This is a genomic window from Actinomadura luzonensis, from assembly GCF_022664455.2.
In the GTDB taxonomy this organism is placed as follows: Bacteria; Actinomycetota; Actinomycetes; order Streptosporangiales; family Streptosporangiaceae; genus Nonomuraea; species Nonomuraea luzonensis.
In genome coordinates this window covers 1,500,412-1,524,115 of record NZ_JAKRKC020000002.1, presented here as the reverse complement: position 1 = coordinate 1,524,115, position 23,704 = coordinate 1,500,412, and the positions used below count along the sequence as shown (strand labels likewise).

22 protein-coding genes are annotated in these 23,704 nt (G+C 76.3%); 7 read left to right on the top strand and 15 right to left on the bottom strand.

The window, feature by feature from the left end; translation table 11 throughout:
• Positions 1 to 6: 6 nt before the first annotated feature.
• From MF672_RS37305 to thrC, 3 genes are all read right to left on the bottom strand, one after another.
• Entirely contained in the window at positions 7 to 615 is a 609-nt protein-coding gene (locus tag MF672_RS37305; RefSeq protein ID WP_242383716.1) for a biotin transporter BioY, read from the bottom strand.
• A gap of 65 nt (positions 616 to 680) precedes the next feature.
• Positions 681 to 1,385, bottom strand: a complete 705-nt coding sequence (locus MF672_RS37300; protein ID WP_242383715.1) for a DNA/RNA non-specific endonuclease — start codon at positions 1,383 to 1,385, stop codon at positions 681 to 683.
• A gap of 168 nt (positions 1,386 to 1,553) precedes the next feature.
• Positions 1,554 to 2,618 (bottom strand): threonine synthase, encoded by a 1,065-nt coding sequence (gene thrC, locus MF672_RS37295; RefSeq protein WP_242383714.1) that lies wholly within the window; start codon positions 2,616 to 2,618, stop codon positions 1,554 to 1,556.
• Between the two features lie 65 nt (positions 2,619 to 2,683).
• Between thrC and MF672_RS37290 the strand changes: the two genes are divergently transcribed.
• A complete protein-coding gene (locus tag MF672_RS37290) occupies positions 2,684 to 3,535 on the top strand; it encodes a MurR/RpiR family transcriptional regulator (protein ID WP_242383713.1) in 852 nt (283 codons plus the stop codon).
• On the opposite strand, the gene MF672_RS37285 is transcribed toward MF672_RS37290, so the two are convergent.
• The 7 genes from MF672_RS37285 to MF672_RS37255 all read right to left on the bottom strand — a co-directional run bounded on the left by MF672_RS37285 (position 3,485) and on the right by MF672_RS37255 (position 9,015).
• On the bottom strand, positions 3,485 to 4,060 hold the full coding sequence (locus MF672_RS37285; RefSeq protein ID WP_242383712.1) for a GNAT family N-acetyltransferase: 576 nt from the start codon (positions 4,058 to 4,060) through the stop codon (positions 3,485 to 3,487). The genes MF672_RS37290 and MF672_RS37285 overlap by 51 nt on opposite strands.
• A gap of 42 nt (positions 4,061 to 4,102) precedes the next feature.
• Positions 4,103 to 4,669: a helix-turn-helix domain-containing protein gene (locus MF672_RS37280; protein ID WP_242383711.1), complete on the bottom strand. Its 567-nt coding sequence runs from the start codon at positions 4,667 to 4,669 to the stop codon at positions 4,103 to 4,105.
• A gap of 34 nt (positions 4,670 to 4,703) precedes the next feature.
• Complete coding sequence (locus MF672_RS37275; protein WP_242383710.1) at positions 4,704 to 4,982, bottom strand: DUF6204 family protein; 279 nt, start codon at positions 4,980 to 4,982, stop codon at positions 4,704 to 4,706.
• Complete coding sequence (locus tag MF672_RS37270) at positions 4,970 to 5,623, bottom strand: TetR/AcrR family transcriptional regulator (protein WP_242383709.1); 654 nt, start codon at positions 5,621 to 5,623, stop codon at positions 4,970 to 4,972. Before MF672_RS37270 ends, MF672_RS37275 begins: the two co-directional genes overlap by 13 nt.
• A 39-nt stretch (positions 5,624 to 5,662) precedes the next feature.
• The gene (locus tag MF672_RS37265) at positions 5,663 to 6,487 is read right to left on the bottom strand and encodes a nitroreductase/quinone reductase family protein (RefSeq protein ID WP_242383708.1); all 825 of its coding nucleotides are present in this window, start codon (positions 6,485 to 6,487) and stop codon (positions 5,663 to 5,665) included.
• Positions 6,488 to 6,802: 315 nt separating this feature from the next.
• Positions 6,803 to 8,158 (bottom strand): MFS transporter, encoded by a 1,356-nt coding sequence (locus MF672_RS37260; protein WP_247815624.1) that lies wholly within the window; start codon positions 8,156 to 8,158, stop codon positions 6,803 to 6,805.
• Positions 8,155 to 9,015: an MBL fold metallo-hydrolase gene (locus MF672_RS37255; protein ID WP_242384150.1), complete on the bottom strand. Its 861-nt coding sequence runs from the start codon at positions 9,013 to 9,015 to the stop codon at positions 8,155 to 8,157. Before MF672_RS37255 ends, MF672_RS37260 begins: the two co-directional genes overlap by 4 nt.
• A gap of 86 nt (positions 9,016 to 9,101) precedes the next feature.
• On the opposite strand from MF672_RS37255, the gene MF672_RS37250 reads away from it, so the two are divergent.
• Positions 9,102 to 9,683, top strand: a complete 582-nt coding sequence (locus MF672_RS37250) for a CGNR zinc finger domain-containing protein (protein ID WP_242384149.1) — start codon at positions 9,102 to 9,104, stop codon at positions 9,681 to 9,683.
• Positions 9,684 to 9,813: 130 nt separating this feature from the next.
• Positions 9,814 to 13,767 carry a hypothetical protein gene (locus MF672_RS37245; protein WP_247815623.1) on the top strand — a complete coding sequence of 1,318 codons (3,954 nt, stop codon included), beginning with the start codon at positions 9,814 to 9,816 and terminating at the stop codon, positions 13,765 to 13,767.
• A 50-nt stretch (positions 13,768 to 13,817) separates the two neighbouring features.
• On the opposite strand, the gene MF672_RS37240 is transcribed toward MF672_RS37245, so the two are convergent.
• Together MF672_RS37240 and MF672_RS37235 are read right to left on the bottom strand one after the other, a co-directional pair.
• Complete coding sequence (locus tag MF672_RS37240) at positions 13,818 to 14,924, bottom strand: alpha/beta fold hydrolase (protein WP_247815622.1); 1,107 nt, start codon at positions 14,922 to 14,924, stop codon at positions 13,818 to 13,820.
• A 32-nt stretch (positions 14,925 to 14,956) separates the two neighbouring features.
• Positions 14,957 to 15,367, bottom strand: coding sequence for an SDR family NAD(P)-dependent oxidoreductase (locus MF672_RS37235; RefSeq protein WP_242383415.1), 411 nt, complete (start codon positions 15,365 to 15,367; stop codon positions 14,957 to 14,959).
• A 219-nt stretch (positions 15,368 to 15,586) separates the two neighbouring features.
• Here MF672_RS37235 and MF672_RS37230 point away from each other — a divergent pair, with 219 nt between their 5' ends.
• Complete coding sequence (locus tag MF672_RS37230; protein ID WP_242383414.1) at positions 15,587 to 16,453, top strand: MerR family transcriptional regulator; 867 nt, start codon at positions 15,587 to 15,589, stop codon at positions 16,451 to 16,453.
• Here MF672_RS37230 and MF672_RS37225 read toward each other — a convergent pair.
• Positions 16,434 to 17,369, bottom strand: coding sequence for a LysR family transcriptional regulator (locus MF672_RS37225; protein ID WP_242383413.1), 936 nt, complete (start codon positions 17,367 to 17,369; stop codon positions 16,434 to 16,436). The genes MF672_RS37230 and MF672_RS37225 overlap by 20 nt on opposite strands.
• A 115-nt stretch (positions 17,370 to 17,484) precedes the next feature.
• Here MF672_RS37225 and dnaE point away from each other — a divergent pair, with 115 nt between their 5' ends.
• From dnaE to MF672_RS37210, 3 genes are all read left to right on the top strand, one after another.
• Positions 17,485 to 21,033, top strand: coding sequence for a DNA polymerase III subunit alpha (gene dnaE, locus MF672_RS37220; protein WP_302893340.1), 3,549 nt, complete (start codon positions 17,485 to 17,487; stop codon positions 21,031 to 21,033).
• Positions 21,030 to 21,380, top strand: coding sequence for a DUF6300 family protein (locus tag MF672_RS37215; protein WP_302893339.1), 351 nt, complete (start codon positions 21,030 to 21,032; stop codon positions 21,378 to 21,380). The genes dnaE and MF672_RS37215 overlap by 4 nt, the downstream gene beginning before the upstream one ends.
• Positions 21,381 to 21,461: 81 nt before the next feature.
• A complete protein-coding gene (locus MF672_RS37210) occupies positions 21,462 to 21,707 on the top strand; it encodes a hypothetical protein (RefSeq protein WP_242383411.1) in 246 nt (81 codons plus the stop codon).
• A 12-nt stretch (positions 21,708 to 21,719) separates the two neighbouring features.
• Here MF672_RS37210 and MF672_RS37205 read toward each other — a convergent pair whose 3' ends face one another.
• A complete protein-coding gene (locus tag MF672_RS37205) occupies positions 21,720 to 22,385 on the bottom strand; it encodes a response regulator transcription factor (RefSeq protein ID WP_242383410.1) in 666 nt (221 codons plus the stop codon).
• On the bottom strand, positions 22,382 to 23,623 hold the full coding sequence (locus MF672_RS37200; protein ID WP_247815620.1) for a sensor histidine kinase: 1,242 nt from the start codon (positions 23,621 to 23,623) through the stop codon (positions 22,382 to 22,384). Before MF672_RS37200 ends, MF672_RS37205 begins: the two co-directional genes overlap by 4 nt.
• Positions 23,624 to 23,704: the final 81 nt, after the last annotated feature.

Genomic DNA, 23,704 nt, shown 5'->3' with positions numbered 1-23,704 from the left:
GACGGCTCAGCGCCCCTCGCCGGACCGCGTCCGGTCGCGGTGCACGGCGGGCACCGCGTCCGGGTAGGCCCGCTGGGCGCCCCGGGCGACGGCGGCGGCCAGCAGCGCCTTGATCAGGTCGCCGGGCAGGAAGGTCGCGCTGAGCAGCGCCGCGGCCGGCAGCGACATCCCGGTGACCAGCGCCTGCACCGGGATGCCGAACAGGTAGATCACGCCCACGCCGCCCACCAGGCACGCGCCGGCGAGCTGCGTCAGGCCGGGCCGGTGGCCGGCCCGCTCGGTGAGCCAGCCGGTGACGGCCGCGCCCGGCAGCCAGCCGACGAGGAACCCGGCCGAGGGCCCGGCGAAGACGCCGAGCCCGCCGCGGCCGCCGGCCAGCAGCGGCAGCCCGGCGGCCACCAGCACCAGCAGCACCGCGACCGCCAGCGCGGCCCGCCACGAGCCGAGGATCACGCCGGCCAGCATGACGCCGAGGGTCTGGAGCGTGATGGGGACCAGGTTGCCGAAGACGTTGACCGAGCCCGGCAGCCCGAGCACCGCGATCAGCGCGGCGAACACCGCCACCCGCGCGAGGTCGCCGGTGGGGAACCTGCGCGGCTTGCCTGCATTCTTCATGAGGTCGATCTCACACCAGAACGGCGTGCTTCAGGCATGGCGGGTTCCCACAACTTTCCGGGCGATCATCTGCGGGCAGAGGATACCTTCCGGCAGCCCGCGGCCTCGAACTCCTTGTCGATCTCCGCCTCCTTGGCCTTGACCTCGCTCGCGGGCAGCGTCTTGTTCGGCAGGGTGAAGCCGAGCTGCCGCGACCTGCCGGACACCGACGGCGTCAGGCTCATGGCGATGCCGTCGGGGACGATGTTCCTGGCGTCGGGGTAGTGCAGGCGGACCCGGTAGCCGGTGACGGCGCCGCGGCCGTCGAGGCAGGCGCGGGCGCCGTCCTCGACGCGTTTCATCAGGCCCTGGTTGATCTGCCGGCCGCGCATCGGGACGAGGTTGTACCGCCTGCTGACCCCGCCGAAGGAGGCGGCGATGAGGTGGCCGCCGTTCCAGTCGCCGGAGCCGGCCCAGTTGCCGACGGTGGACTCGCATCCGGTGCGCTCGCCCTTGGCCTGGGTGAGGGTCTTGGCGACGGCCTCCTGCGGGCGGCCCTGGCCGTCGGTGGTGAAGGTGCCCGGCCCGGCGCGGTAGGTGTGGCCGGGCTGGAGGTAGCGCTCGCAGGGCGCGCTGTCGGCGGTGCTGTCGGCGGTGCTGTTTCCGGTGCCGCCGCCGGTGTGGTGCTCGTGGGTGGTGGTGGTGAGCACGGCCGACGCGGCGGCTGCGGCCAGCAGCGCGCCGGCGGCGGCCGAGCGTTTCAGGGCAGGCGAGAATCGGGCTCCGGGCATGGTGAATGTCCTTCCGGGGGGTGGAGGTTCGCCGGTCGGGCGTCAGCGCAGCGAAAGGGCGTATCGCCCTATCGGCCGCCTCGTCGGCTTTGTTGGGACATTCGTGCCCGTAGTCAAGGCTACATAACGTATCGCTATAGTTACTTCACGTAGTTTTCGCAGGTAGGGTCATGCGGCCAGGTTCAGGGCGCGGGCCACGTCCGCGGTCAAGGCCGAGGTCTCGGTGGCGGCGTGGCCGCCGCGCAGGGACGCCTCCGGATCCTTCAGCCCGTTGCCGCTGAGCGTGATCACGACGCGCAGGCCGGGCTCCAGCAGGCCGCGCGCGTGCCGGTCGAGCAGCCCGGCCACGCCGGCCGCCGAGGCGGGCTCGGCGAAGACGCCGTCGCGGCGGGCCAGCTCCCGGTAGGCGGCGAAGATCTGCTCGTCGGTCACGGCGCCGATGAGGCCGCCGGAGTCGTCCCTGGCGGCGATCGCGCCGTCCCAGGTGGCGGGGTTGCCGATGCGGATGGCGCTCGCGTCGGTGCGCGGGGCGGCCACGGGCGCGCCGCGCACGAGCGGGGCCGCGCCCGCCGCCTGGAAGCCCCACATCCGGGGCAGCCGGGTGGTGCGTCCCGCCGCGCGGTAGGCGACGTAGCCGCCCCAGGTGGCGGTGATGTTGCCGCCGTTGCCGACGGGCAGGCAGTGCACGTCGGGCGCGTCGCCGAGGGCGTCGGCGATCTCGTAGGCGACGGTGCGCTGCCCCGACAGGCGCAGCTCGTTGCCGACCGAGTTGACCAGCGCGACCGGGTGGCCGGCGGCCAGCTCGCGGGCGACGCGCAGGCAGTCGTCGAAGGTGCCGCCGATCTCGACGACGCGGGCGCCGTACCGGACGGCCTGGCCGAGCTTGCCGGGCACCACGTGGCCCCGGGGCACGAGCACAGCGGCGTCCAGGCCCGCGCGGGCGGCGTAGGCGGCGGCCGAGGCGCTGGTGTTGCCGGTGGAGGCGCAGATGACGGTGCGCGCGCCGCGGGCGGCGGCGCCGCTGATGGCGACGGTCATCCCCCGGTCCTTGAACGAGCCCGTCGGGTTCGCGCCCTCGACCTTCAGCCACACCTCGCAGCCGGTCAGCGCCGACAGGTGGGCGGAGCGGAGCAGCGGGGTGTTGCCCTCGTTGAGCGAGACGGCCGGGGTGCCGGGGGCGAGCGGCAGCCAGCGGCGGTAGGGGCTTTCGATCAGTCCGTTCCAAGGGGTCATGTCCCGCACCGTAACACTTGTTCCGGACATATGGGTCGATGGAATGTGATGTAACATTTGTCAGCATGGAGACGGATGCGGTGGAGGACCGGCTGGGCGAGGTCTACGCCACGTTGCCGCCCGGGGAACGGGCGATCGTGCGGGTGCTGCTGGACGACTGGCCGTTCGCGGCGCTCGGGTCGCTGCGGGCGCTGGCCGAGCGGGCGGGGGTCAGCCCGCCGACGGCGTCACGGCTGTTCGACCGGCTCGGGTATCGCGGGTTCGCCGACTTCCAGAACGCGGTCAGGAAGGGGGCGCGGGAGCGGTCGCGGCTGCTGGAGTTCGTCCAGCCGGGGCCGGAACGGGCGGCGGCGGGCGAGGCGACGGGCGGGGCGGTGGAGGTGCGGCGGGCGGCCGACGAGCTGCGGGCGGGGCTCGACAGCACGCTCGCCGCCGTCACCGAGCCGCTGCTGGAGGCGGCGGCGGGCCTGCTCGCCGGGGCGCGTACGGTGTGGGCGCTCGGCGGGCCGCTCAGCGAGCTGGCCGCCGAATACCTCGTGCGCCAGCTCGCCAGCCTGCGGCCCGGGGTGCACCGGGTGCCGGGCGACCCGCAGGCCCGCGCCCGCGCCGTCCTCGACCTCGGGCCGCAGGACGTGCTCGCCGCCTACGACTTCCGCCGCTACTCCCCCGCGACCGCCCGCTTCGCCGGGGCCGCCCGGGCGCGGGGGGCGCGGCTCGTCCTGATCACCGACGCCTGGGAGTCGCCGCTCGCCCCGGAGGCCGAGCTGCTGGTACGCCTGCCGCGCGAGGCGGCCGGGCCGATCGCGCCGCTCGCCCACGAGATCGCGGTCACCGAGCTGCTGCTGGTGGCGGCGGCCGCCCGGCTGTCACCGGCCGGACGGCTCGCCGACCTCGACGCGATCGCCCGCACCCTGTGAAGCGGGCGGCGTGAGGCGCTTGTAGAAGAAGCTGCAGGCGCTGAGCGTGCCGTCCGGGGAGGCGGCGTAGTCCGGGACGACGCCGTAGCGGGTCCAGCCGCCGGTGAGGTAGACGTGCTCGGCGGTGCTGCCGGACTCGGTGTCGAGCATCAGCAGGTCCACGCCCGCGGCGAGCGCCGCGCGTTCGGCGGCGGCCAGCAGCGCGCGCGACAGGCCGCGCCCGCGGGCGTCGCGGTGCACCATGAGCTTGACGATCTCGGCGCGGTGCCGGGAGTTGGGCTTGGCGGCCGGCGCGAGGCTGACCGTGCCGGCGACGCCGGACTCGTCACGGGCGACCCAGACGAGCAGGCGGCCGGCGGCCACGGCCGGGGCCTGCGCCCGCCACCACGCGGCGGCCTCCTCGACGCCGAACGGCGTCAGGAAGCCCACGGAGGCGCCGTCGTCCACGGCGTCGGCCAGCAGGACGGCGAGGCCCTTGACGGCGGCGTCGAACTCCTCGGCGGGCAGCGGGTCGATGGCGTACATGCGCGGGCTCGTTCCTCTCGGGGTCGTGGGCCGGGTCGCGGGTCAGGGCAGGACGACGAGCAGGACGTAGCGGGCCGGGCCGGGGCCGGGGCAGCGGAACCGGGAGGCCCCCCACAGCCGGAAGCGCAGGCAGTCGCCCGCCGCCAGCAGGTGCGCGCGGCCGTCGGCGGCGATCTCGACGGCGCCCTCCAGCACCCAGATGTGCTGCTCCAGGCCGGGCACCGGCGGCACGTCGTAGGCGATGTCCGCGCCGGGCCGCAGCGTGCCCTCGACGACCTCGCCGCGCAGCCCGGGGTGCGGCGGCGAGACCGACCGGCGGGTGAAGCCGGACTCCTCGTCCCGCCACACCGGCTGCTCGCCGGCCCGGAGGAGCTGCGGCGGCTCGGCCTCGACCTCGGCGAGCAGCCGCGACATCGTGCGGCCGTGCACGGCGCACAGCTTGTTGAGCAGGGAGGCGGTGGGGCTGATCTCGCCGCGTTCGAGACGGGACAGGGTGGAGCGGCTGACGCCGGCGCGGCGGGCCAGCTCGTCCAGGGACCAGCCGCGGTCGACGCGCAGCCGCGCCAGCCGCTCGGCGAGCCGCGTGTCCAGCTCCTCGGCGTTTCTCACATCCGGGATGCTATCTCACATCTGGGACACCGCGTCAGCGGGGCCGCCGGATCTTGACGTCGCGCAGGTCGGTGGCCGCGAGGTGCAGGATCTCGTACGGCACCGCGTACGCGTCCAGCGCCGTCATGGCCCGCAGCGCCGCCTCGTCCTGGTCCTCGCCGGGCGTCTGGCAGCGGAAGGTGAACACCGACAGGCCGGCGTCGTGGGTGAACGTCCCGGCCTCGGTGTACGCGGCCCCGCTCACCGCCAGCACCGCGGCCCGGCCCGCCTCGTCCAGCCCCTTGAACTTGCCCCTGATCGTCACCCTGAACACAGCTCCTCCTCCCGCACGGCATAGGCGAGCACCCGCTCCCCCAGCAGCCCTTCCACGACGTCCAGCAGCTCCAGCACCGCCTCGGCGACGGCGTCCGGGTGCTGCCCGGCGGCGGTGCGCCGGCCGATCTCCGACAGCACCAGCGCGTGCACCGACCCGAGCTGCCAGGCCACCGCCCGGGGCAGCGGGTCGCCGGGGGCCGCGCCGGTCTCCTCGGCGAGCAGCGCGGCCAGCGCGTCGGTCATCTCGGCGGCCAGCGACTCCAGCCGGGCGGTGAGCGTCGGGGCGGCGCGCATCATCTCCAGCACCCGCCCGAACCCGGCGCTCAGCCCGACCCGCCGCTCGCGGCCCCGCACCTCCTCGCGCAGCCGCGCCAGCACCGCCTCCGCCGCCGACCGGCCCGCCGGCCGCCGCCTGACGATGTCGGCCAGCCGCTGCGGCGAGGCCTCCTCCGGCGGCAGGACCAGGTCCTCCTTGGCGTCGAAGTAGTTGTAGACGGTGTTGACCGACACCTCGGCGGCGGCGGCCACCTCGGCGATCGTGACCGCGTCGAAGCCGCGCTCCACGAACAGGCCGAGCGCGACGTCGGAGATGCGCCGCCGGGTCTGCCGCTTCTTGCGCTCCCGGAGCCCTTCTGACATTCCTGCAGTCTACTGCGAAATTTCAGTCCACTGCACTTTTCAGCCGCCGTTGAGCAGCACGACGAGCTGCTCCTCCTCGTAGTCGAGGTGCGCCTCCAGGTCGCCGGTCAGCCGGTCCACCCCGGCCGCCAGCTCCTCAGGGGCGACGTCGTCGGCGGCGAGCAGCGTGCCCAGCTCCTCCAGGAGCCGCGCGACGGTGACGTGCTCGGCCCGCAGCCGCTCCAGCGCCGGCCCCAGCTCGGGGTGGCGGCTCCCGAGGGCGGGGAACAGGTGCTCGTCCTCGCGCGAGTGATGGACGTGCAGCCCCTGGCACAGGGTCAGGCAGTTGACCCTGAGCTGCGCCGCCACGCGCGGGCCGGAGGCGGCGACCTCGGCGCGGATGAGGGCCAGCTCGCGGCGGAAGGCGTCGTGCAGGCGCCTGAGCCCGTCCCCCATCGGCCCGGCGGGCGGCCCGGCGTCGGCGGCGACGAGCGCGACCACCGGCAGCACGCGGCCCGACCTCGTCTCGTAGTCGGCCCAGCCGGGGCTCTGCTCGACGGCGCGGGCGAACAGCCGCTCCCGTTCCTCGCCGGTCAGCACCACCGCCTCGGCCTGGTAGGTGAACGTGCCGTCCTCGACGGTGACGCGCGGATGGGCGCGCAGGTTGTGGTACCAGGCCGGGTGCCGCGGCGAGCCGCCCGCCGAGGCGATCACGAGGACGCGGTCGCCGTCGGGCAGGTACGCCACCGGGACCGTGTGGGGCGCGCCGCTCCGGGCGCCGGTGGTGGTCAGCAGGAGCAGCCTGGCCCCTTCGAAGGGGCCGCCGACCCGGCCGCCGTTGGCGCGGAACTCGTCGATGATCTGCTGGTTGAAGTCCATGGGCATGCGGTTTCGTCACCTCAGGTACGAAAGATGTCGGGCTGGTGAGAACCCGCACGGCATGCCGGGAAGGAGAAACGAGGGAAGGGCGGGCCGACTACACCGCCCACGGCATGGGGTGACGCGCGGGGATCCGGCGGTCAGGCACGACCGAATGTGCGAGTGGCCACGGTGTCATCCCCCTTGAATCGGCGCCTCCATGCCGCCGCCGTCCACGCGGCCGGCGTCACGCGACGCGACGGCCATTACACGCGCCTGCCGCTGATCTTGTCAAGCCGTTACCGGAGCGGGGCGGCCACCAGGACTTCCCGGAGCGGACGTTCACCGTCTGCGTCCCGCCGCGACCGCCGCCGGGACGACGGCCAGCGCCAGCAGGCCGCCGCCGGCGGCGAGGACGGGGAAGCCGGCGACGGCCACGACGAGGCCCGAGAGCAGCCCGCCGGCGGCGCCCGCGACCGCGACGGCGACGTCCACCGAGCCCTGGGTCCTGGCGCGGGTGGCCGCCGGGGCGGCGTCGGTGATGATCGCGGTGCCGGTGACGAGGCCGAGGTTCCAGCCCAGCCCCAGCAGCGCGAGCGCCACCGCGAACCAGCCGGCCGAGTCGCCGGGAGCGGCGGCGGCGACGAGCCCGGCGGCGAGCAGCGCCACCCCGGAGGCGGCGGCCGCCGCCGGGCGGCCGTGACGGTCGGCGAGCCAGCCGGTCAGGGGCGAGGGCAGGTACATGGCGCCGATGTGCACGGCGATGACCAGGCCGGAGGCGGCTGTGCCGTGGCCGTGGGCGGCCATGTGGACGGGCGTCATCGTCATGATCGCGACCATGACGAGCTGGGTGAGCACCATGACGAGCACCCCGACCGGCACCCCGACCGGCACCCCGGCCCCTCGCCCGCCGCCACCGGCCCCACGCGACCGGCCCCCAGGCCCGCCCGGCCGATCCCCAGACCCGTCCAGCCGGTCGCCGGGCACGTTCGGACGCCCCCGGGGCCCGTCCGGCCGGCGGGTGGGGGCGGGCGGCGGGGCGGGCGGGGCGGTCTCCAGGGTGCGGGCCAGCAGCAGCGGGTCGGGGCGCAGCCAGCCGGCCAGGACCAGCGCGGCCAGCGCGTACGCCACCCCCGCCAGCAGGAACGGCCCGGCCAGGTACGGGATGCCGAGCGCGCGGGCGAGGCCGCCGGTGGGCGCGGCCAGGTTGGGCCCGGCCACGCCGCCCAGCGTGGTGGCGACCAGCACGACGGACACGGCGCGGGCCCGGCCCGCCGGGGCGGCCAGGTCGGCCCCGGCGTAACGGGCCTGGAGGGTGGTGGCGGTGCCGGCGCCGTACAGGAACAGGGCGAGGAACAGCAGGACGGGACTGCCGGCGACGGCGGCCGCGAGGACGCCGGCGCTGCCGGCGGCCCCGGCCAGGTACCCGGCGGCGAGGCCGGGACGGCGGCCGCGGGCCTGGGACAGGCGCCCGACGGCGACGGCCGCCAGCGCCGAGCCGGCCGTGCCCACGGCGCTGGGCAGGCCCGCGAGCCCGGTGGAGCCGAGCAGGTCCTGCGCGAGCAGGGCGCCGACGGTCACGCCGGCCGCCAGGCCGACGCCGCTGAGCACCTGGGCGGCGACCAGGACGGTCAGGGCGCGGCGCTGCGCGCGGAGCCGCGGGGCGTCCCCGGCCCTGGCGAGCACGTCAGGCGTCACGCGGAGGCCCTTCCGCTGCCGAGTCCGCTGCCAGGATCGCCGCCAGGATCGCCGCCGGGGTCGCCATCGGGGGCGTTGCCGAGGCCGTCCAGGTCCAGGCGGTCGAGCAGCCCGCCGTCGGCGAAGGCGGCCACCAGCGCGTCGCGGCCCTCGGTGAAGTGGGCCCAGCCGTCGTAGTGGACGGGCACGACCCGGCGGGCGCCGAGGATCCGGGCCGCCTCGGCGGTCTGCGCGCTGTCGAGGACGATCAGCTCGCCGTCGAAGAGCACGTCGAAGCGGGGCGCGCCGGCGAAGAGGATGGCGGTGTCCACGGGGCCGAAGCGGCCGGCGATCCGCCTGACCGCGTCGAGCGAGGCGTTGTCGCCGCTGACGTAGACCGTGGGCAGGCCGTCCCCCGTCAGGACGAACCCGACGACCTCGCCGGTGACGGGTTCGACCTGCTCGCGCGGGCCGGGCCCGTGCACGGCGGGCACGCCGGTGACGGTGATCGTGCCGCCGCCGGGCCGGTCCAGCTCGGCCCGCTCCCAGTCGGCCAGCCCCTTGGCCCCCTCGCCGAGGCGCCGGGCGCCTCCGGGCGTGGTGAGCGTGAGCGGGACGGCGGCGAGCAGCGCCCGGCCGGAGTCGTCCAGGTTGTCGGGGTGTTCGTCGTGGGAGAGCAGGACCACGTCGATCCGGCCGAGGCCGGCGGGCGCGGCGGCGGGGGGCGCGGTCTTGGTCAGCCTGCCGCCCGGCACGTGGTAGTCGCGCGGCGGGTCGAAGGTCGGGTCGGTGAGGAAGCGCAGGCCGCCGTAGTCGAACAGGGCGGTGGGGCCGCCGAGGACGCGGACGGGGAACTGCTGGTCACGGGAGCTGGGCACGCAAGAACCTCACGGATGATTAGTGGAATATCCGTGATGACGGTAGCGGTGTCTCACGGACTGGCGCAAGCCGTACCATGAGAGGCATGAGCGACGCGCTGCCGCCCGCGCCGGGCGCGGAGGACCACCTCGCCCTCGACTTCGTCAACAGCGCCGTCGCGCTGCCGGGAGGGCACTTCATCGACCTCCTCGGCACGCCGGAGGCGACGAACCGCTGGCTCGCCGAACGCGGCCTCGCCCCCGCCGACGCCGGGGTGCAGGAGATGTGCGCTACGCAGCTCCGCTCGCTGCGCGAGCACGTCAGGTCGCTGTTCGCGGCCCGCGTCGCCGGGCTGCCCGCCCTGCCCGCGGCCCTGTCCGCCGTCAACGACGCGCTGAGCAGGGCCCCCTCGGCGGACCTGCTGTACTGGGACGAGAAGACCGGCCCCTACCGGGCGTCGCCGTGCCCCACCGACGAGATACTCGACCGCGCCCTCGCCACCCTGGCGGCCGGCACCGCCGACCTGCTCACCGGCCCCGACGCCGAACGCCTGACCGCCTGCGGGTCCGCCCCCTGCAACCGCTACCTGCTGCGGCACGGCCGCCGCCACTGGTGCTCCACGCGGTGCGGCGACCGCGCCCGCGCCGCCCGCGCCTACGCCCGCCGCACGCAGCCGCCGCCTTCCTGACCGGTCCCGTCGCCGGCCCGGAAGTCGGAGCCCCATGTCGGATCGGGTTTGACCCTTGGTAAGGATCTGTGGTCATCTCGTGACCATTGTTTCTGATGGGATGATTTACACCGGTCCGGGGGAAAGTTCCATGCCGCCCGCTCTCCTACGCGTGCTCACCGCGACGTCCGTCGCGGGCGCGGTCCTGGTGGGCACGCCGCCCGCTGCCGCCGTGGCGCACGCGCGGCCGCTGCCGCCGGTGCCCGCCGTCCAGGAGCCGCCGCCGGCCGCGACGAGCGTGCCGGCGCGGCCGTCGCTCGCCGTCCGGCCGGTGGGCGACGCGCCGGTCGGCCCGGACCTGCCGCCGGTCACCACGCCCGCCGGCGCCCGCCTGGCGGGTGAGGTCGCCGCCGCGGCCGCCGCCGTCCAGGAACGGCAGGGGCTCGGCCGGCAGGCCCCTGACGTGCGCGGGGTGCTGCCCGACAGCTCGCGGGCGCGGCCGCTGACGCCGGTCCCGATCGGCGGGTCCGGCGGCCGGGGCGTGCCGGGCGTGTTCTACCGGCTGTGCGTGGAGAGCGCCGACGTGCCGGTCTCCTGCTCGCTCCGCCGTCCCGTCGGCACGCCGGTGGCCGCCGACGTCACCGGCGACGCGGTGCCCGACCTGGCCGCCGACCTGACACCCGCCGCCGGGGCCGCAGACGGGACCATCGGCCTGCGCTTCGCCGTGCGGCGGACGGGGAAGGCGCGCGTCCAGGCGCGGGTGTGGGCCGAGTACGACGGCAGGGTGTCGGTCGGCTTCGACGGCCTCGGCGGCGGGTCGCTGTCGGACTCCGACCGGGGCACCTTCACCGTCGACCGCACCGGCAGGCGCGTCACGGCCACGGTCGAGCGCTCCGGGCCCGGGGCCTCCGCCGCGATCGTCGCCGGGCTCGCCGGCCGCGGCGCGGTGCGCCTCCGCCAGACCCCGGCCACCGCCCGCCTGACGATCGAGGCGGCCCTCGACCCGCCCGTCCTCGACCTCGCCGCGTCCCGGCCGGCCACGGTCGAGGCGCTGGCCGTGACCGGCGACCGGTTCACCGAGGCCGTGCTCGACCGCATGCCCGCCCGCGCCCGGGTGCGCCTGTCCGGCGGCGAGGTGCGCTTCACCGGCTCGTCGCCGGTCGCCCGCGCCCAGGTGCGGCACTTCGCCTACCGCGACGGCCGCCTGGACCGGGCCGTCCTCGCGGAGGTGTCGCGGGTGCCGGCGTCGTTCCGCGCCGCGTTCGCCTCGACCGGCCGCGCGCAGACGCTCGCCGTGGACGCCGGCCGCGGCCGGGCGCCCTCGGGCACCCTGACCTTCTTCGACCGGGCCGCCGCGCGCACCGTGATCAGAGCCGAGCTGACCGGCCTGCCCGCCAGGGTGCGCCTGGCCGGCGACCTCGCCGCCAACCGCGTCACGCTGACCACCAGCTCGCCCATCGGCCGGCTCGCCGTGCTGCTGCAGCGCAACGGCGGCGCGATCGCGAGCCCGCGCGGCGACCACCTGACCCTGATCAAGGACGGGGACGCCACCGGCGTGTCGGCGCTGCTGTCGGGCCTGTCGGGGCTGGACGTCAGGTACGGGGCCGCGCCGCGCGCCCGCCTGGAGACCGGCTCCCCCGGCCGGTCGTTCCTGGGCGCGGCGAGCGTCGACGGGACGCGCCTGGCCCGGCTTGAGGTCTCCGGCCTGCCCGCCACGGTGGACGTCGGCCTCGACCCCGCCGCCGGCCGGGCCGCCTACCGGGCCGGCGGCGCCGTCAGGAGGGTGCGCGCGGCGTACACGGACACCAGGTCGGGGCCCACGGTCGACGCCACGGTGCTGGGCGTGCGCGACGACGTGACGGCGTCCTGGCGGCTCGGCGCGCGCTCGGCCGCGACGGTCTCGACCGGCTCCCGCATCGACCGGGTGCGGATCTACGCCAACCGGGCGCACGTGACCCGCCGCACCGGCGAGGACCTCCAGGTCACCGTGGAGGGCGTGCGCGAGCGGGCCGAGCTGGTCGCCGACACCGGCGCGAAGACCCTCACCTGGACCGCAGGCGCGCCGGTGCCGAAGGTGTCCGCGCTGGCCAGGGCCACGCTCGGCGGCCGGTACGTCCGGGCCGCCGCCGAGGTGCGCGGCGTCCCCGCCCGCTTCGACGCCTCCTGGGACGCCTCCGCCTACCGCTTCCGGGGCCTTTCCGGGCCCGTCGGCTCGGCGGCGCTGGCGTTCGCCAACCATGACGGCGCGACCGCCCCCGCCGGGCCGCACCTGGCCGCTCACTACCGCGAGGCCACCGGCGACCTCGACGCCAGCGTGCTGGTCGAGGGCCTGTCGCAGGTGGAGCTCAGCGCCTCGCCGGGAGGGTTCACGGCCGGCTTCCGAGCCGCCGGCCAGAAGCTGGCCGTGGACGCCGACGTCACCCGCGGCGACGACCGGTTCGGCCTGTCCGGCACGCTCGGCCCGGCGCCCGGCCGCCTGTCCGTCACCTCCGACGGGGGCCGGCTCACCTACACCGGCTCCCGCCTCGACCTCCGCGCCCGCGCCTGGCTCGGCACGGCCGCCGCGCTCGACCGCACCCCGCCCGCCCCCGCCGTGCCGGGCGGCGTGTCGCTGGTGGACGGCGGCTGCGCGGCCGGGACGCGGGGCTGCGCGCCGGGGGCGTTCTGCCTGCCGTCGCGCGGCTGCTTCGGCCTGCGGGGCGACATCGACGTCCGCGGCCTGCCGGAGCGGGTGACGGTGGACCCGGCGGCCGGGACGTTCGCCTTCGCCGGGTTCCGCCCCAGGGTCCGCAGCCTGGGCGTCTACCTGGCCAGCAGCGTCCTGTCGCCGGTGCCGGTCAAGGCGCGCGCCACCCTGACCGGGCTGCCGGCGGCCATCACCGGACTGTCGGTGGGGCCCATCGGGGTCGCGCCGGGCAACGCCGTGCGGGCCGCGTACCGGATCGAGCCGGCCGCCACGCTGGGCTCGCTCGACGTGCTGGCCGAGGCGGGCGGCGTGCGCGGCCACGTCGCGCTCGACCCGGTGCCGGCCGCGGTGGACGTCCAGGGCGCCTACGGCGCGCGGACCCGCGTCCGCGTGCGGAACTCCGCGGCCGTCGAGCGCCTGTCGGCCGAGGTCACCGTGCCCGGCAGGGGCAGCGGCGGGCTGCGCCTGTCGGACGTGCCCGCCCGGTTCGCCGTGGACGCCGACGCCTCCGGCGCCGCTCTCGGCGTGCCCGCCGTCACGTACCGGGCGGAGGACGGCCTCAGCACTCTCGACGGGCGGCTCCGCGTCGAGGGCGGGCTGGTCGATCCCGGCGGGCGGCTGGGCGAGGTGTCGCTCGCCGTCGAGGACCTGGCCGCCGACACCACCGTCCTGGTGAACCCCGACCAGTCGGTCGACCTGGTGTCCCGGCCGGTGCCGACCGGGCGCGTCGTCCTGCACGCCGGGCTGCGGCTGGATCCCGTCGCCCGGCAGCGGCTCGCGGTGCGCAAGGAGGTGCCGTACACGGGCGGGTTCCTGGCCTACCGGGTCGAGGGGTGGTTCGGGCTCGGGCGCAGCGCGGTCGGCGACGTCGGGCTGTCGGAGCGGCGGGTGGAGCGGCTGCGGATCCGGCCGGGCCGGATCCCGTTCGGGCTGACGGCGTCCCCGGCGCTCGGGTACGTCGCGCCCGCCTTCGAGGGCTCCTACGGCACCGTCACCGTCACCGCCAGGGACGTGGACCTGCGCCCCGACGTCGCCCTCGACGTCCGGCTGAGCAGGGCGGCCGGGGCGGACGTCTTCCACGACTCCGTGCGGCTGACCCCGGCCGGGCGGCTGGCGCTGCGCCGCTACGACCAACGGATGCGCGGCATCGGGGCGCGGCAGGAGATCGAGGCGGCCGGGATCGGCCTGGCCTGCGTGCGCGTGGCCGCCCGGCCCGGCTTCGCCGCCGCCGGCGACGGCCGCGTCACGCTGCGCGGCGCCGACGGGCCGCAGCTCGTCTCCCTGCTCGATCTGGGCGGGCAGGCGCCGGACTACGCGGTGGACCTGCTCGCCTCGTTCATGAGCCCGTTCCCCGGGGCGGACTGGCAGGTGTCGGGGGCCGACGCCGGCGGCTGCGGGCGGCGCCCGGCGTCCCGCTAGCTAGGCGGGGCCGGGGTCCTGGCGGCCGGCGAGGAAGGCGCGCACCGCCTTCAGGTACGCCGCCGTGTCGGGCACCCGCGTGAAGCGGGCCGACGGCAGCGCCTTCCGGTACCCGGCCGCCGCGCCGTCCCGCTCGCCGCAGGCCCCCTCGACCACCAGGACGGGCGCCGGCACGCCGGCCGGCTCCTCGACCGGCCCGGCGGCGCCCAGCGCCGCGGACCCGGCCGAGCCGGCCGCCGGCGCCGGGCCCGCGCAGGACGCCAGGCGCGGAGGCGGGCCCGCGCCAGGTAGGCGTCCAGCTCCGCGTCCCCGGCGAAGGACTGCGCCGCCCGCGGGTCCACCCGCAGCAGCGTGTACACGGCGAGCAGGCGCGGGCCCGGCGGCTCCTGGCCCGTCAGCAGCGCCGCGGCGGCCGTGGCCCGGCCGGGGGTGAGGGCGGCGGGCGCGTACAGGACCGCGCCGGCCACCCGCCCCGGGTACGCGGCCAGGTAGGCCACGGCCAGCCGGGCGCCCTCGTCGCGGGCGACCAGGTTCAGCCGGTCGGCCCCCACCTCCCGCCTGATGGCCTCCAGGTCGGCGACGTCGCGTGCCAGGCCGTAGCCGCGCGGGTCGGCCAGCCGGGCCGAGCGGCCGGTGCCGGCCCGGTCGTAGACGTACACCTGGTGGCCGTCGGCCGTCAGCCGGCCGTAGAAGCGCGCGTCGGCGGCCAGGTCGGACAGGCCGGGCGCGCCGTGCAGGAACACCACCGGCTCGGGCCGGACGGCCTTGCGGGGCGCGAGCCGCACGTACGCGAGCCGGGAGCCGGTCGGCAGGCGCCACTCGCGCTGCCCGGGCACCTTGCCCGAGGCTCCCGGCGGCGCCGGGGACGGCGGGCGCAGCGTCACCCCGGCCGTCTGCCACACCACCAGGCCCGCCGTGCCCAGGACGGCCAGCGCCCGCACCCAGCGCGCCCACGGCCGCCGGGGCCGCGGCACGCACAACAGCAGCCCCAGGAAGCACACCGACGCGAACACCGCCAGCCCCGCCGCCGTGAACACCCCGGGAGGCAGGCCGACCATGGCCGTCCCGGCGAGCGCGGCCAGCCCGGCGACCGGCGAGAGCGCCAGCACCGCCGCGCCCGCCGCCGCCCGCCGGGCGATCCTGCCCCATGACGCCACAAAGGGACGTTATCGGGCCGTCCGGTCCCCCGTCAGCCCGGAGCCAGCCGGCTGAGCCGCTCCCAGGCGCGGTACTCGGCGGTCCTCGCCCGGTCCATCTCCTGCACCAGGTCGAAGGAGGCGGCGCCGACGACCAGCCGCAGCGGGGGCTCCGGCAGGTCGACGAGCTCCATCACGACGGGCGCGGCGGTGGCCGGGGAGGGGTCGGCGTCGTCGCCCCACATCCCGGCCAGCCGGGCGCGCAGCGGCTCGTAGGCGGGGTCGGGCTCGGTCATGGTGGTGCCGGCGGTGAACAGGCCGGTGTCGTACCCGCCGGGCTGCACGATCGTCACCTTCACCCCGAACGGCGCGACCTCCATCGCGAGGGCCTGGCTGATGGAGTCGAGCGCGGACTTGCCGCCCGCGTAGAAGCCGGCCGAGGCGACGCCGCCGCCCGTGCCCATCGTCGTGAACTGCAGGAGGTGGCGTCATCCGCACCAGGTCGCCCGGGTGCTTCTCCGCCAGCCCGGCCAGCGGCTCCACATTGCGGGCCACGCCGACCACGCGGTCACCGGCCGCGAGGGCGGCCTCCGCGAACGCCCGTCGCTCCTGTCAAGACGGATCGTCTCGTCTCGCTTCGGTGGCGTTGACCTTGACGTGGCGGCAGCGTGTTGACTGGGGGCATGCGGATCGGAGAGCTGGCCGCGCTGCTCGGGGTGTCCACCCGGACCGTGCGGCACTACCACCACCAGGGCGTGCTGCCGGAGCCGCCGCGGCTGGCCAACGGCTACCGGGAGTACGGCATGCGGGACGCCGTCGCGCTGGCCCGGGTGCGGCGGCTGGTGTCGCTCGGGCTCAGCCTGGACGAGGCGCGGGACGTCGTCGCCGAGGACCGGTCGCGGGAGCTGCCGGAGATCCTGGCCGAGATCGACGCGGACCTGGCGCGGCAGGAGCGGGAGATCGGGGAGCGGCGCAGACGGCTGGCCGAGGTGCTGCGCCGGGCCGAGGCCGGGACGTTGGGGCCGGCGGACACCGCCTCCCCCGGGCTGCTGGACTTCCTGCGGGCCGTCGAGCTGCCCGCCTCGGGGGCGGCGGCCTGGGACCGGGAGCTGCTGCTGCTGATGGACACCGTCAGCGGGGCGCCCGAGCGGGGGCGGGCGCTCGCGCTGCTGGACGGCCTCGCCGCCGATCCCGTGGCGGCGGCCGCCGGGCACGCGTTCTACCGGCGGCTGGACGAGTTGGCCGAGGCCGGGCCGGACGACCCGCGGGTGGGTCCGCTGGCGGCCGAGCTGGCCGACTACAGCCTCCGGCACCTGCTGCCCGCGTTCCCGAGCGGCCCGGCGGAATCGGAAACGGCGGAATCGGAAACGGCGGGATCAGAGGCGGCGGGACCGGAGGCGGCGGGGTGGGACGCGGCGGGGTGGGACGCGGCGGGGTGGGACGCGGCGGGGTGGGACGCGGCGGCGGTGGAGCCGGTCCTCGACGGGCTCGCGCCGGCGCAGGCGGCGGTGGTGCGGCAGGCGGTGCGGCTCATCGCGGAGGCGCGGTGAAGGCGGGGCGGTCGCTCTCGGGGAGCCAGAGGCGCGCCGGGTCGAAGGCGGGGCGGCGGGCGGCGAGGTGGCGGGTGAAGGCGGCCAGCGCCGGGTGCCGGTTCTGCCGGTGCCGCAGCAGCCACCACGGGTAGGCGGGCACCGGCGGCGTGATCGGCACCCGCACGAGGCCGGGGTGCCACGGCAGCCGGGTCGCGTCGCCGGCGAGGCTGGCCCGCCCGGCGGCGACCGTCTCCACGTAGTGCTCGTAGCCGAAGTCGGGCCCCGAGGTGTCCATCCGCAGCCCGAACTCCTCGCCCAGCAGCCGGTAGAACTCCTCCCACTCGCTGCCCTCGACGTTGCCCGGCATCCAGAACGTCTCCCCCGCCAGCTCCGCGAGCGACACCCGCTCCCGCCGGGCGAGCGGGTGCCGCCGCCCCACCAGCACGTGCAGGGGCTCCAGGTGGACGGGTTCGGCGGTGAGCGCGTCGTCGAGCGGGCCCGTCAGGCGGCAGAGCACGGCGTCCACGGCTCCCGTGGCCAGCGCGACGCGGCCGCTGCGCAGCCCGTCGGAGGTGATCAGCTCGACGTCGGCGCCCCCGGCGTCGTGGAAGCCGCGTACCAGGTCGATCGAGGCGAGGCGGGTGTCGAGCACGTCCACGCGAAGCGCGCGCCGCCGTCCGCGCAGCAGCTCGACGGCCTGGTCGGCGAGGCCGACCAGGGAACGGGCGTGCGGCAGGAACGCCCGCCCGTCCCCGGTCAGGCCGGCGCCGGCGCGCGAGCGGTAGAACAGCACGGTCTCCAGGTCGGTCTCCAGGCGCGCGATGCGCTTGGAGACGGCCTGCTGGCTGATGCCGAGGCGGGCCGCGGCCTCGCCGAAGGAGCGCTCCTCGGCGATGGCGACGAACGCCCGCACCGCGCCCAGATCCAGCTCCATCTCACCACCGACGGTTGTGACGATCCCGCGTGTCGCTTGTTGGACATCGCCGCCCGGCCTCGGGTCCAATGCTCGGGCTGCGGACGAAGCTTACAACCATGGGGAGTGGACGCCGGTGGGGTCTTTCGTGCATCTGCACGTGCACACGGAGTACAGCATGCTCGACGGCGCGGCCAAGGTGGGCCCGCTGGTGGCGGAGGTGGCGCGGCAGGGCATGCCGGCGGTGGCGATGAGCGACCACGGCAACGTGCACGGCGCGTACGAGTTCTACGGCAAGGCCCGCGCGGCGGGCGTCAAGCCGGTGATCGGCATCGAGGCGTACGTGGCGCCCGGCCCGCGGCGGGACCGGCGGCCGGTGTTCTACAGCGACGACCTGACCCTGCGCAGGTCGGACGACGTGACCGGGGCGGGCGGCGACGTGTCGGGGCGCGGCCTGTACACGCACATGACGATGTGGGCGGCCGGCGCGGACGGGCTGCGGAACCTGTTCCGGTTGCAGTCGCGGGCCTGGCTCGAAGGACACGTCCAGAAATATCCGCGGATGGACGATGAGCTGCTGGCCGAGCACGGCCAGGGCATCATCGCCACCACCGGCTGTCCGTCCGGCGAGGTGCAGACCCGGCTGCGCCTCGGCCAGTACGACCGCGCGCTCGCGGCCGCCGCCCGCTACCGCGACCTGTTCGGCCCCGGCAACTACTACCTGGAGCTGATGGACCACGGCCTGGCCGTCGAGCGCCGCGTCCGCGAGGACCTGCTGCGCCTCGGCCGCGCCCTCGGCCTGCCGCCGCTGGCCACCAACGACTCGCACTACGTCACCGAGGACCAGGCCGGGGCGCACGACGCGCTGCTGTGCGTCGGCACCGGCAAGCGCCTGGCCGACGCCGACCGCTTCCGCTTCTCCGGCAGTGGCTACTACCTGAAGACGGCCGCCGAGATGCGCGCCCTGTGGGACGCCGAGGTGCCGGGCGCGTGCGACAACACCCTCGCCGTGGCCGAGCGGATCGGCGACTACGGCGAGGTGTTCGCACACCGCGACCTGACGCCGCGGTTCCCGGTGCCGGAGGGCGAGAGCGAGTCGAGCTGGCTCCGCGCCGAGACGCTGCGCGGCGCGCGCCGCCGCTACGGCGGCGAGCCGCCCCGGCAGGTGCTGGAGCGCATCGATTACGAGCTGTCGGTGATCGACATGATGGGTTTCCCCGGCTACTTCCTGGTGGTCTCCGACATCTGCCGGCACGCCCGCGAGCAGGGCATCGGCCTCGGCCCCGGACGCGGCTCGGCCACGGGCTCGATGGTCGCGTACTGCACGGGCATCACCGAGCTGGACCCGATCGAGCACAAGCTGATCTTCGAGCGGTTCCTCAACCCCGAGCGCATCACGATGCCGGACGTGGACCTCGACTTCGACGACCGCCGCCGGGACGAGATGATCGACTACGTCACCCGCAAGTACGGCGCGGACCGGGTGTGCCAGATCGTCACGTTCGGCACCATCAAGGCGAAGGCCGCGGTCAAGGACTCCTGCCGCGTGCTCGGGCTGCCGTACGCGCTGGGCGACCGCATCACCAAGGCGTTCCCGGCGGCCGTCGGCGGCCAGGAGATCCCGCTGTCGGCCATCCACGACCCCGGCCACCCGCGCCACGGCGAGGCCGCCGAGCTGCGCGCCATGTACGAGCAGGACCCGGACGTGCGCCGGGTGATCGACACCGCGACCGGCGTCGAGGGCCTGACCCGCGGCACCGGGATCCACGCGGCCGGGGTGATCCTGTCCGCCGAGCCGCTGCTGGACGTGCTGCCGCTGGTCAGGCCGAAGGCCGACGGGCCGGTGATCACCGGGTTCCCGTTCACCCAGGCCGAGGACATGGGCCTGCTCAAGATGGACTTCCTCGGGCTGCGCAACCTCACCGTCATCCAGGACGCCATCGCGAACGTGCGCGCCAACAAGGGCGTGGAGATCGACATCCTGGACGTGCCGCTGGACGACGCGGCGACGTACGAGCTGCTGGCCCGGGGCGACACGCTCGGCGTGTTCCAGCTCGACAGCGGCGGCATGCGGGTGCTGCTGCGGCTGATGCGGCCGACGACGTTCACCGACATCGCCGCCGTGAACGCGCTTTACCGCCCGGGCCCGATGGAGATGAACGCCCACACCAACTACGCGCTGCGCAAGACCGGCCGCCAGCCGGTCGAGCCCATCCATCCCGAGCTGGCCGAGGCCCTGGAGCCCATCCTCGGCGACACCTACCACCTGGTCGTCTTCCAGGAGCAGGTCATGGCCATCGCGCAGCAGCTCGCCGGGTACTCGCTGGGCGCCGCCGACATGCTGCGCAGGGCCATGGGCAAGAAGAAGAAAGAGGTCCTGGACGCCGAGTGGGACCGCTTCTCGGCGGGCATGCGCGAGCGCGGCTGCTCCGAGGCGGCGATCAAGGCCGTCTGGGACGTGCTGGTGCCGTTCAGCGGTTACGGGTTCAACAAGTCGCACACCGCCGGGTACGGCCTGGTGTCGTACTGGACGGCGTACCTGAAGGCCAACCACCCGCAGGAGTACCTGGCGGCGCTGCTCACCTCGGTCGGCGACGACAAGGACAAGATGGCCGTCTACCTGTCGGACTGCCGCCGGCTCGGCATCCGGGTGCTGCCGCCCGACGTCAACGCCGGCGGCCTGGACTTCGCCGCCGTCGGCGCGGACATCCGCTTCGGCCTTGGCGCGGTGCGCAACGTCGGCGCGAACGTCGTGGAGGCGATCGTCGCCGCCCGCGCCGCCGGGGGCCGCTACCGGGACTTCACCGACTTCCTGGCCAGGGTGCCGCTGGTGGTGTGCAACAAGCGGGTGATCGAGTCGCTGGCCAAGGCGGGCGCGTTCGACGGGCTCGGGCACCGGCGGGCCGCGCTGGTGGCGGTGCACGAGCAGGCCGTGGACGCGGTCGTGGACGTCAAGCGCAACGCGGCGCGCGGCCAGGATTCGCTGTTCGGCGACGTCGCCGAGGGCACGCCGCCGGCGGTGGCCGTGCCCGACGCGCCGGAGTGGGACAAGGCGACGCTGCTCGCCTTCGAGCGCGAGATGCTCGGCCTGTACGTCTCCGCCCATCCGCTGGACGGCGCCGAGCACGTCCTGCGGGCCAACCGGGACACCACGATCGCGGGCCTGCTCGCCTCCGGCCGGCAGGAGGGCGGCGTGCGGCTGAGCGGCATCGTCTCCGGGCTGCAGCGCAAGGTCACCAAGCAGGGCAGCCCGTGGGCGATCGTCACGCTGGAGGACCACGACGCCTCCGTCGAGTGCCTGGTCTTCCCCAAGAGCTACGCCCTGTACGGGGAGGCGCTGGCCGAGGACCGGGTGATCGCGGTGCGCGGCCGGATCAACGTCCGCGACGAGACCATGAGCGTCCACGCCGAGGACGTCGTCCCGCTCACCGTCGCCGCGCCCGGTGCCGAGCCGCCGGTGGTGATCACCGTCCAGGAGTCGCACCTGACCGCCCGCCTGGTGCGCGAGTTCAGGAACGTCCTGGCCGCGCATCCCGGGCACGCGCCGGTCCACCTGCGGGTGCGGCGGGCCGGGCGCAAGGGGGTGCTGGTGGAGCTGGAGCCGTTCCGGGTGGCCGCGGAGCCGGCCTTCTACGGCGACGTCAAGGCCCTGCTCGGGCTGGGCGCGATCGGCGGGCCGGCGTGAGCGGGGCCGGTCCGGGGCGGGAGGGGGCGACCGGTCAGGGGCGGGAGGGGGCGGTCTGTCCCCGCTGCGGTGCGGCGTCGGCGGTGCTGGCCGTGGCCCGCGTCCCGCACGGGTGGGCGAACGCGGCCGGTGCGTGGGTGCGGGGGACGGCGGAGGTGGTGCTGTGCGGGCGGTGCGACGCCGCCGACCCGGCCGCGGCCTTCCTGCTCGGCGCGGTGACGCCGGCCGCCGCCGGGGAGGCCGCCCGCCTGCTGCGCGGCTGGCTGGGCCGGGCCGCGCCGCCGCCGGGCCCCGACGAGGACGTGTTGCGGGCCGAGGCGGAGGCGTGGCGGCGCGGTGACCTGTGACGCCGGACGTTATCGGCGGCGGACAGCGGGAAGGAGACCCAAATTCCGGACAAATCCCACCGAAGGGACTTTCATATGAGCATGCCGCCCTTAGGGACGCATGTCTGGCCTGGCGACGACTCCAGCACGTTCTCGATGGACCTGCACGTGACCGTCGTCGGCCGCACCCCGGCCGACCTGCGCGCCCGGGCACTCGACGAGGCCCGCAGCTTCTACGGCGGGCAGGCCGAGCACGCGGGCGTCACCGTCCTCAGCGCCGACGTGGAGAAGCTGGACCACGACGGCGAGTACCGGGCGACCGTGGTGTTCCGCCAGGTCACCGGCTGACTCCCGCCGCCGCTACGGCTCGTCCTCCATCAGCCGGTTCTCCCAGGCCCAGGAGGCGATCCCCACCCGGTTCCGGACGCCCAGCTTGCTCTGGATGCCGGAGATGTGCCCCTTGACGGTGCTGACGGAGATGAAGAGCTCCGCGGCGATCTCCTGATTGGTACGCCCCAGCGCGACGGCCCGGACCACCTCCACCTCGCGCTCCGACAGCGGCTGCGCGGGACGCCCGGCGCCCCGCGCCCGCCCGCGGCCGCCCGTGACGTGGCGCAGCAGCCGCAGGGTGACCGACGGGGAGATCAGGGCGTCCCCGGCGGCGGCCGCCCGCACCGCCTCGACCAGCAGGGCCGGGCCCGCGTCCTTCAGCACGAAGCCGACGGCCCCGCCGCGCAGCGCGCCGTAGACGTACTCGTCGAGGTCGAAGGTGGTGACCACGACCACCCGCAGCGGCGACGGCACGCCGGGGCCGGCGAGGACGCGGGTCACCTCGATGCCGTCCAGGCGCGGCATCTGCACGTCGACCAGGCACACGTCCGGGCGGAGCCGGCGGGCCAGCGCGACGGCCTCGTCGCCGTCGGCGGCCTCGCCGACGACGGCGATGTCCGGCTGGTCCTCCAGGATGACCCGGAGGCTGGCCCGGACGAGCGCCTGGTCGTCGGCGAGCAGCACCCTGATGCTCATCGCCCCTCCCCGCCTCTCGCCGGCGGCAGGGGGAGCACCGCGCGCACGGACCAGCCCGGCGCTTCCCGCCGCGGGCCGGCGTGCAGGGTGCCGCCCAGGGCCTCGACGCGTTCGCGCATGCCGAGCAGGCCGTAACCGCCGCCGTGCCGGTACCCCGCCCCGGCTCCGGAGCCGCGCCGGCGGCGGTGCGGGGCGCGCGCCGGGACGGGCGGGGCGTCGTCGGCGACCTCCACCGTCACGGCGGCACCCTCGCGGGCGACCGTCACCTCGACGGAGCGGGCGTCCCTGGCATGGCGGGAGACGTTCGTCAGGGACTCGCGGACGACCCGGTACACGGTGCCGGCCACCTCGGGCGGCCAGGTGGTCTCGTCCTCGCCGGCGTCCGGGAGCCGCAGGCGGACGGCCGGCCCGTCGAAGCGCCCGACGAGGCCGGCGAGGCTCTCGCGGGGCGGCGCCGGCGCAGCGGCGTCGCGCAGCAGCCCGACGAGGCGGCGCATCGCGGCCAGCGCGTCGGTGCCCGCCGTCTCGATGCCGGTCAGGGCGCCGCTCACCCGCTCGGGCTGCCTGCGCGACAGCACCTGCGCGGCCTGCGACTGCAGGACGATGCCGGTGACGTGGTGCGCGACGACGTCGTGCAGCTCGCGGGCGAGCTGGAGGCGTTCCTGGCGGCGTACGGTCTCGGCCATCGCCGCACGGCGGAGCGCCAGCGCCCGCGCGCCGAGACCGGCGAGGACCCCGGCCAGCCAGGTGCCGGCGTTCAGGACCGTGACGGGCGGCGCGAGGAGGGCGCCGCCGGCGGAGCGTTCCGCGAGCAGGCCGCTCGCGGCCACGGCGAGCCCGGCCGCGGCGACCGCGCAGGCCGCGCGGGGCGGGAGGACGCGCACCGCCGAGCCGGCGAGCACGCCCAGGGCCAGCGCGGTCGCGGGCCCCGGCTCGGCGGGCAGCCCGGCGAACGCGGACGCCAGGACGGCGGTCAGCGCCACCGCCTGCCCGGCGACCGCCGCCCAGGACCGCTGCCGCCGCCGCGCCAGCGCGATCGCGCACACCACCGCCCCGGCGGCGCATCCGAACTCCCAGTAGCCGGGCCCCCAGCTGATCGCCACCCGGTACGCCCAGAACGCCAGGACGACCGCGAGGACCGCGCCGAGCCCGGCGTCCACCGCCCACCGCCTCGCCGATCCGCCTCCGCCGTCCGCCGCCGTTCCGCCGCCCTCCGCCGGACGGTCTCGCACACTCACGCCGCCCAGGCTAGGAGCGCCGGCCCTTCCGGAGGTACCGGCCGAAAGTATGACTCCCGCCCGGCCCGAACCCTGCTTTCG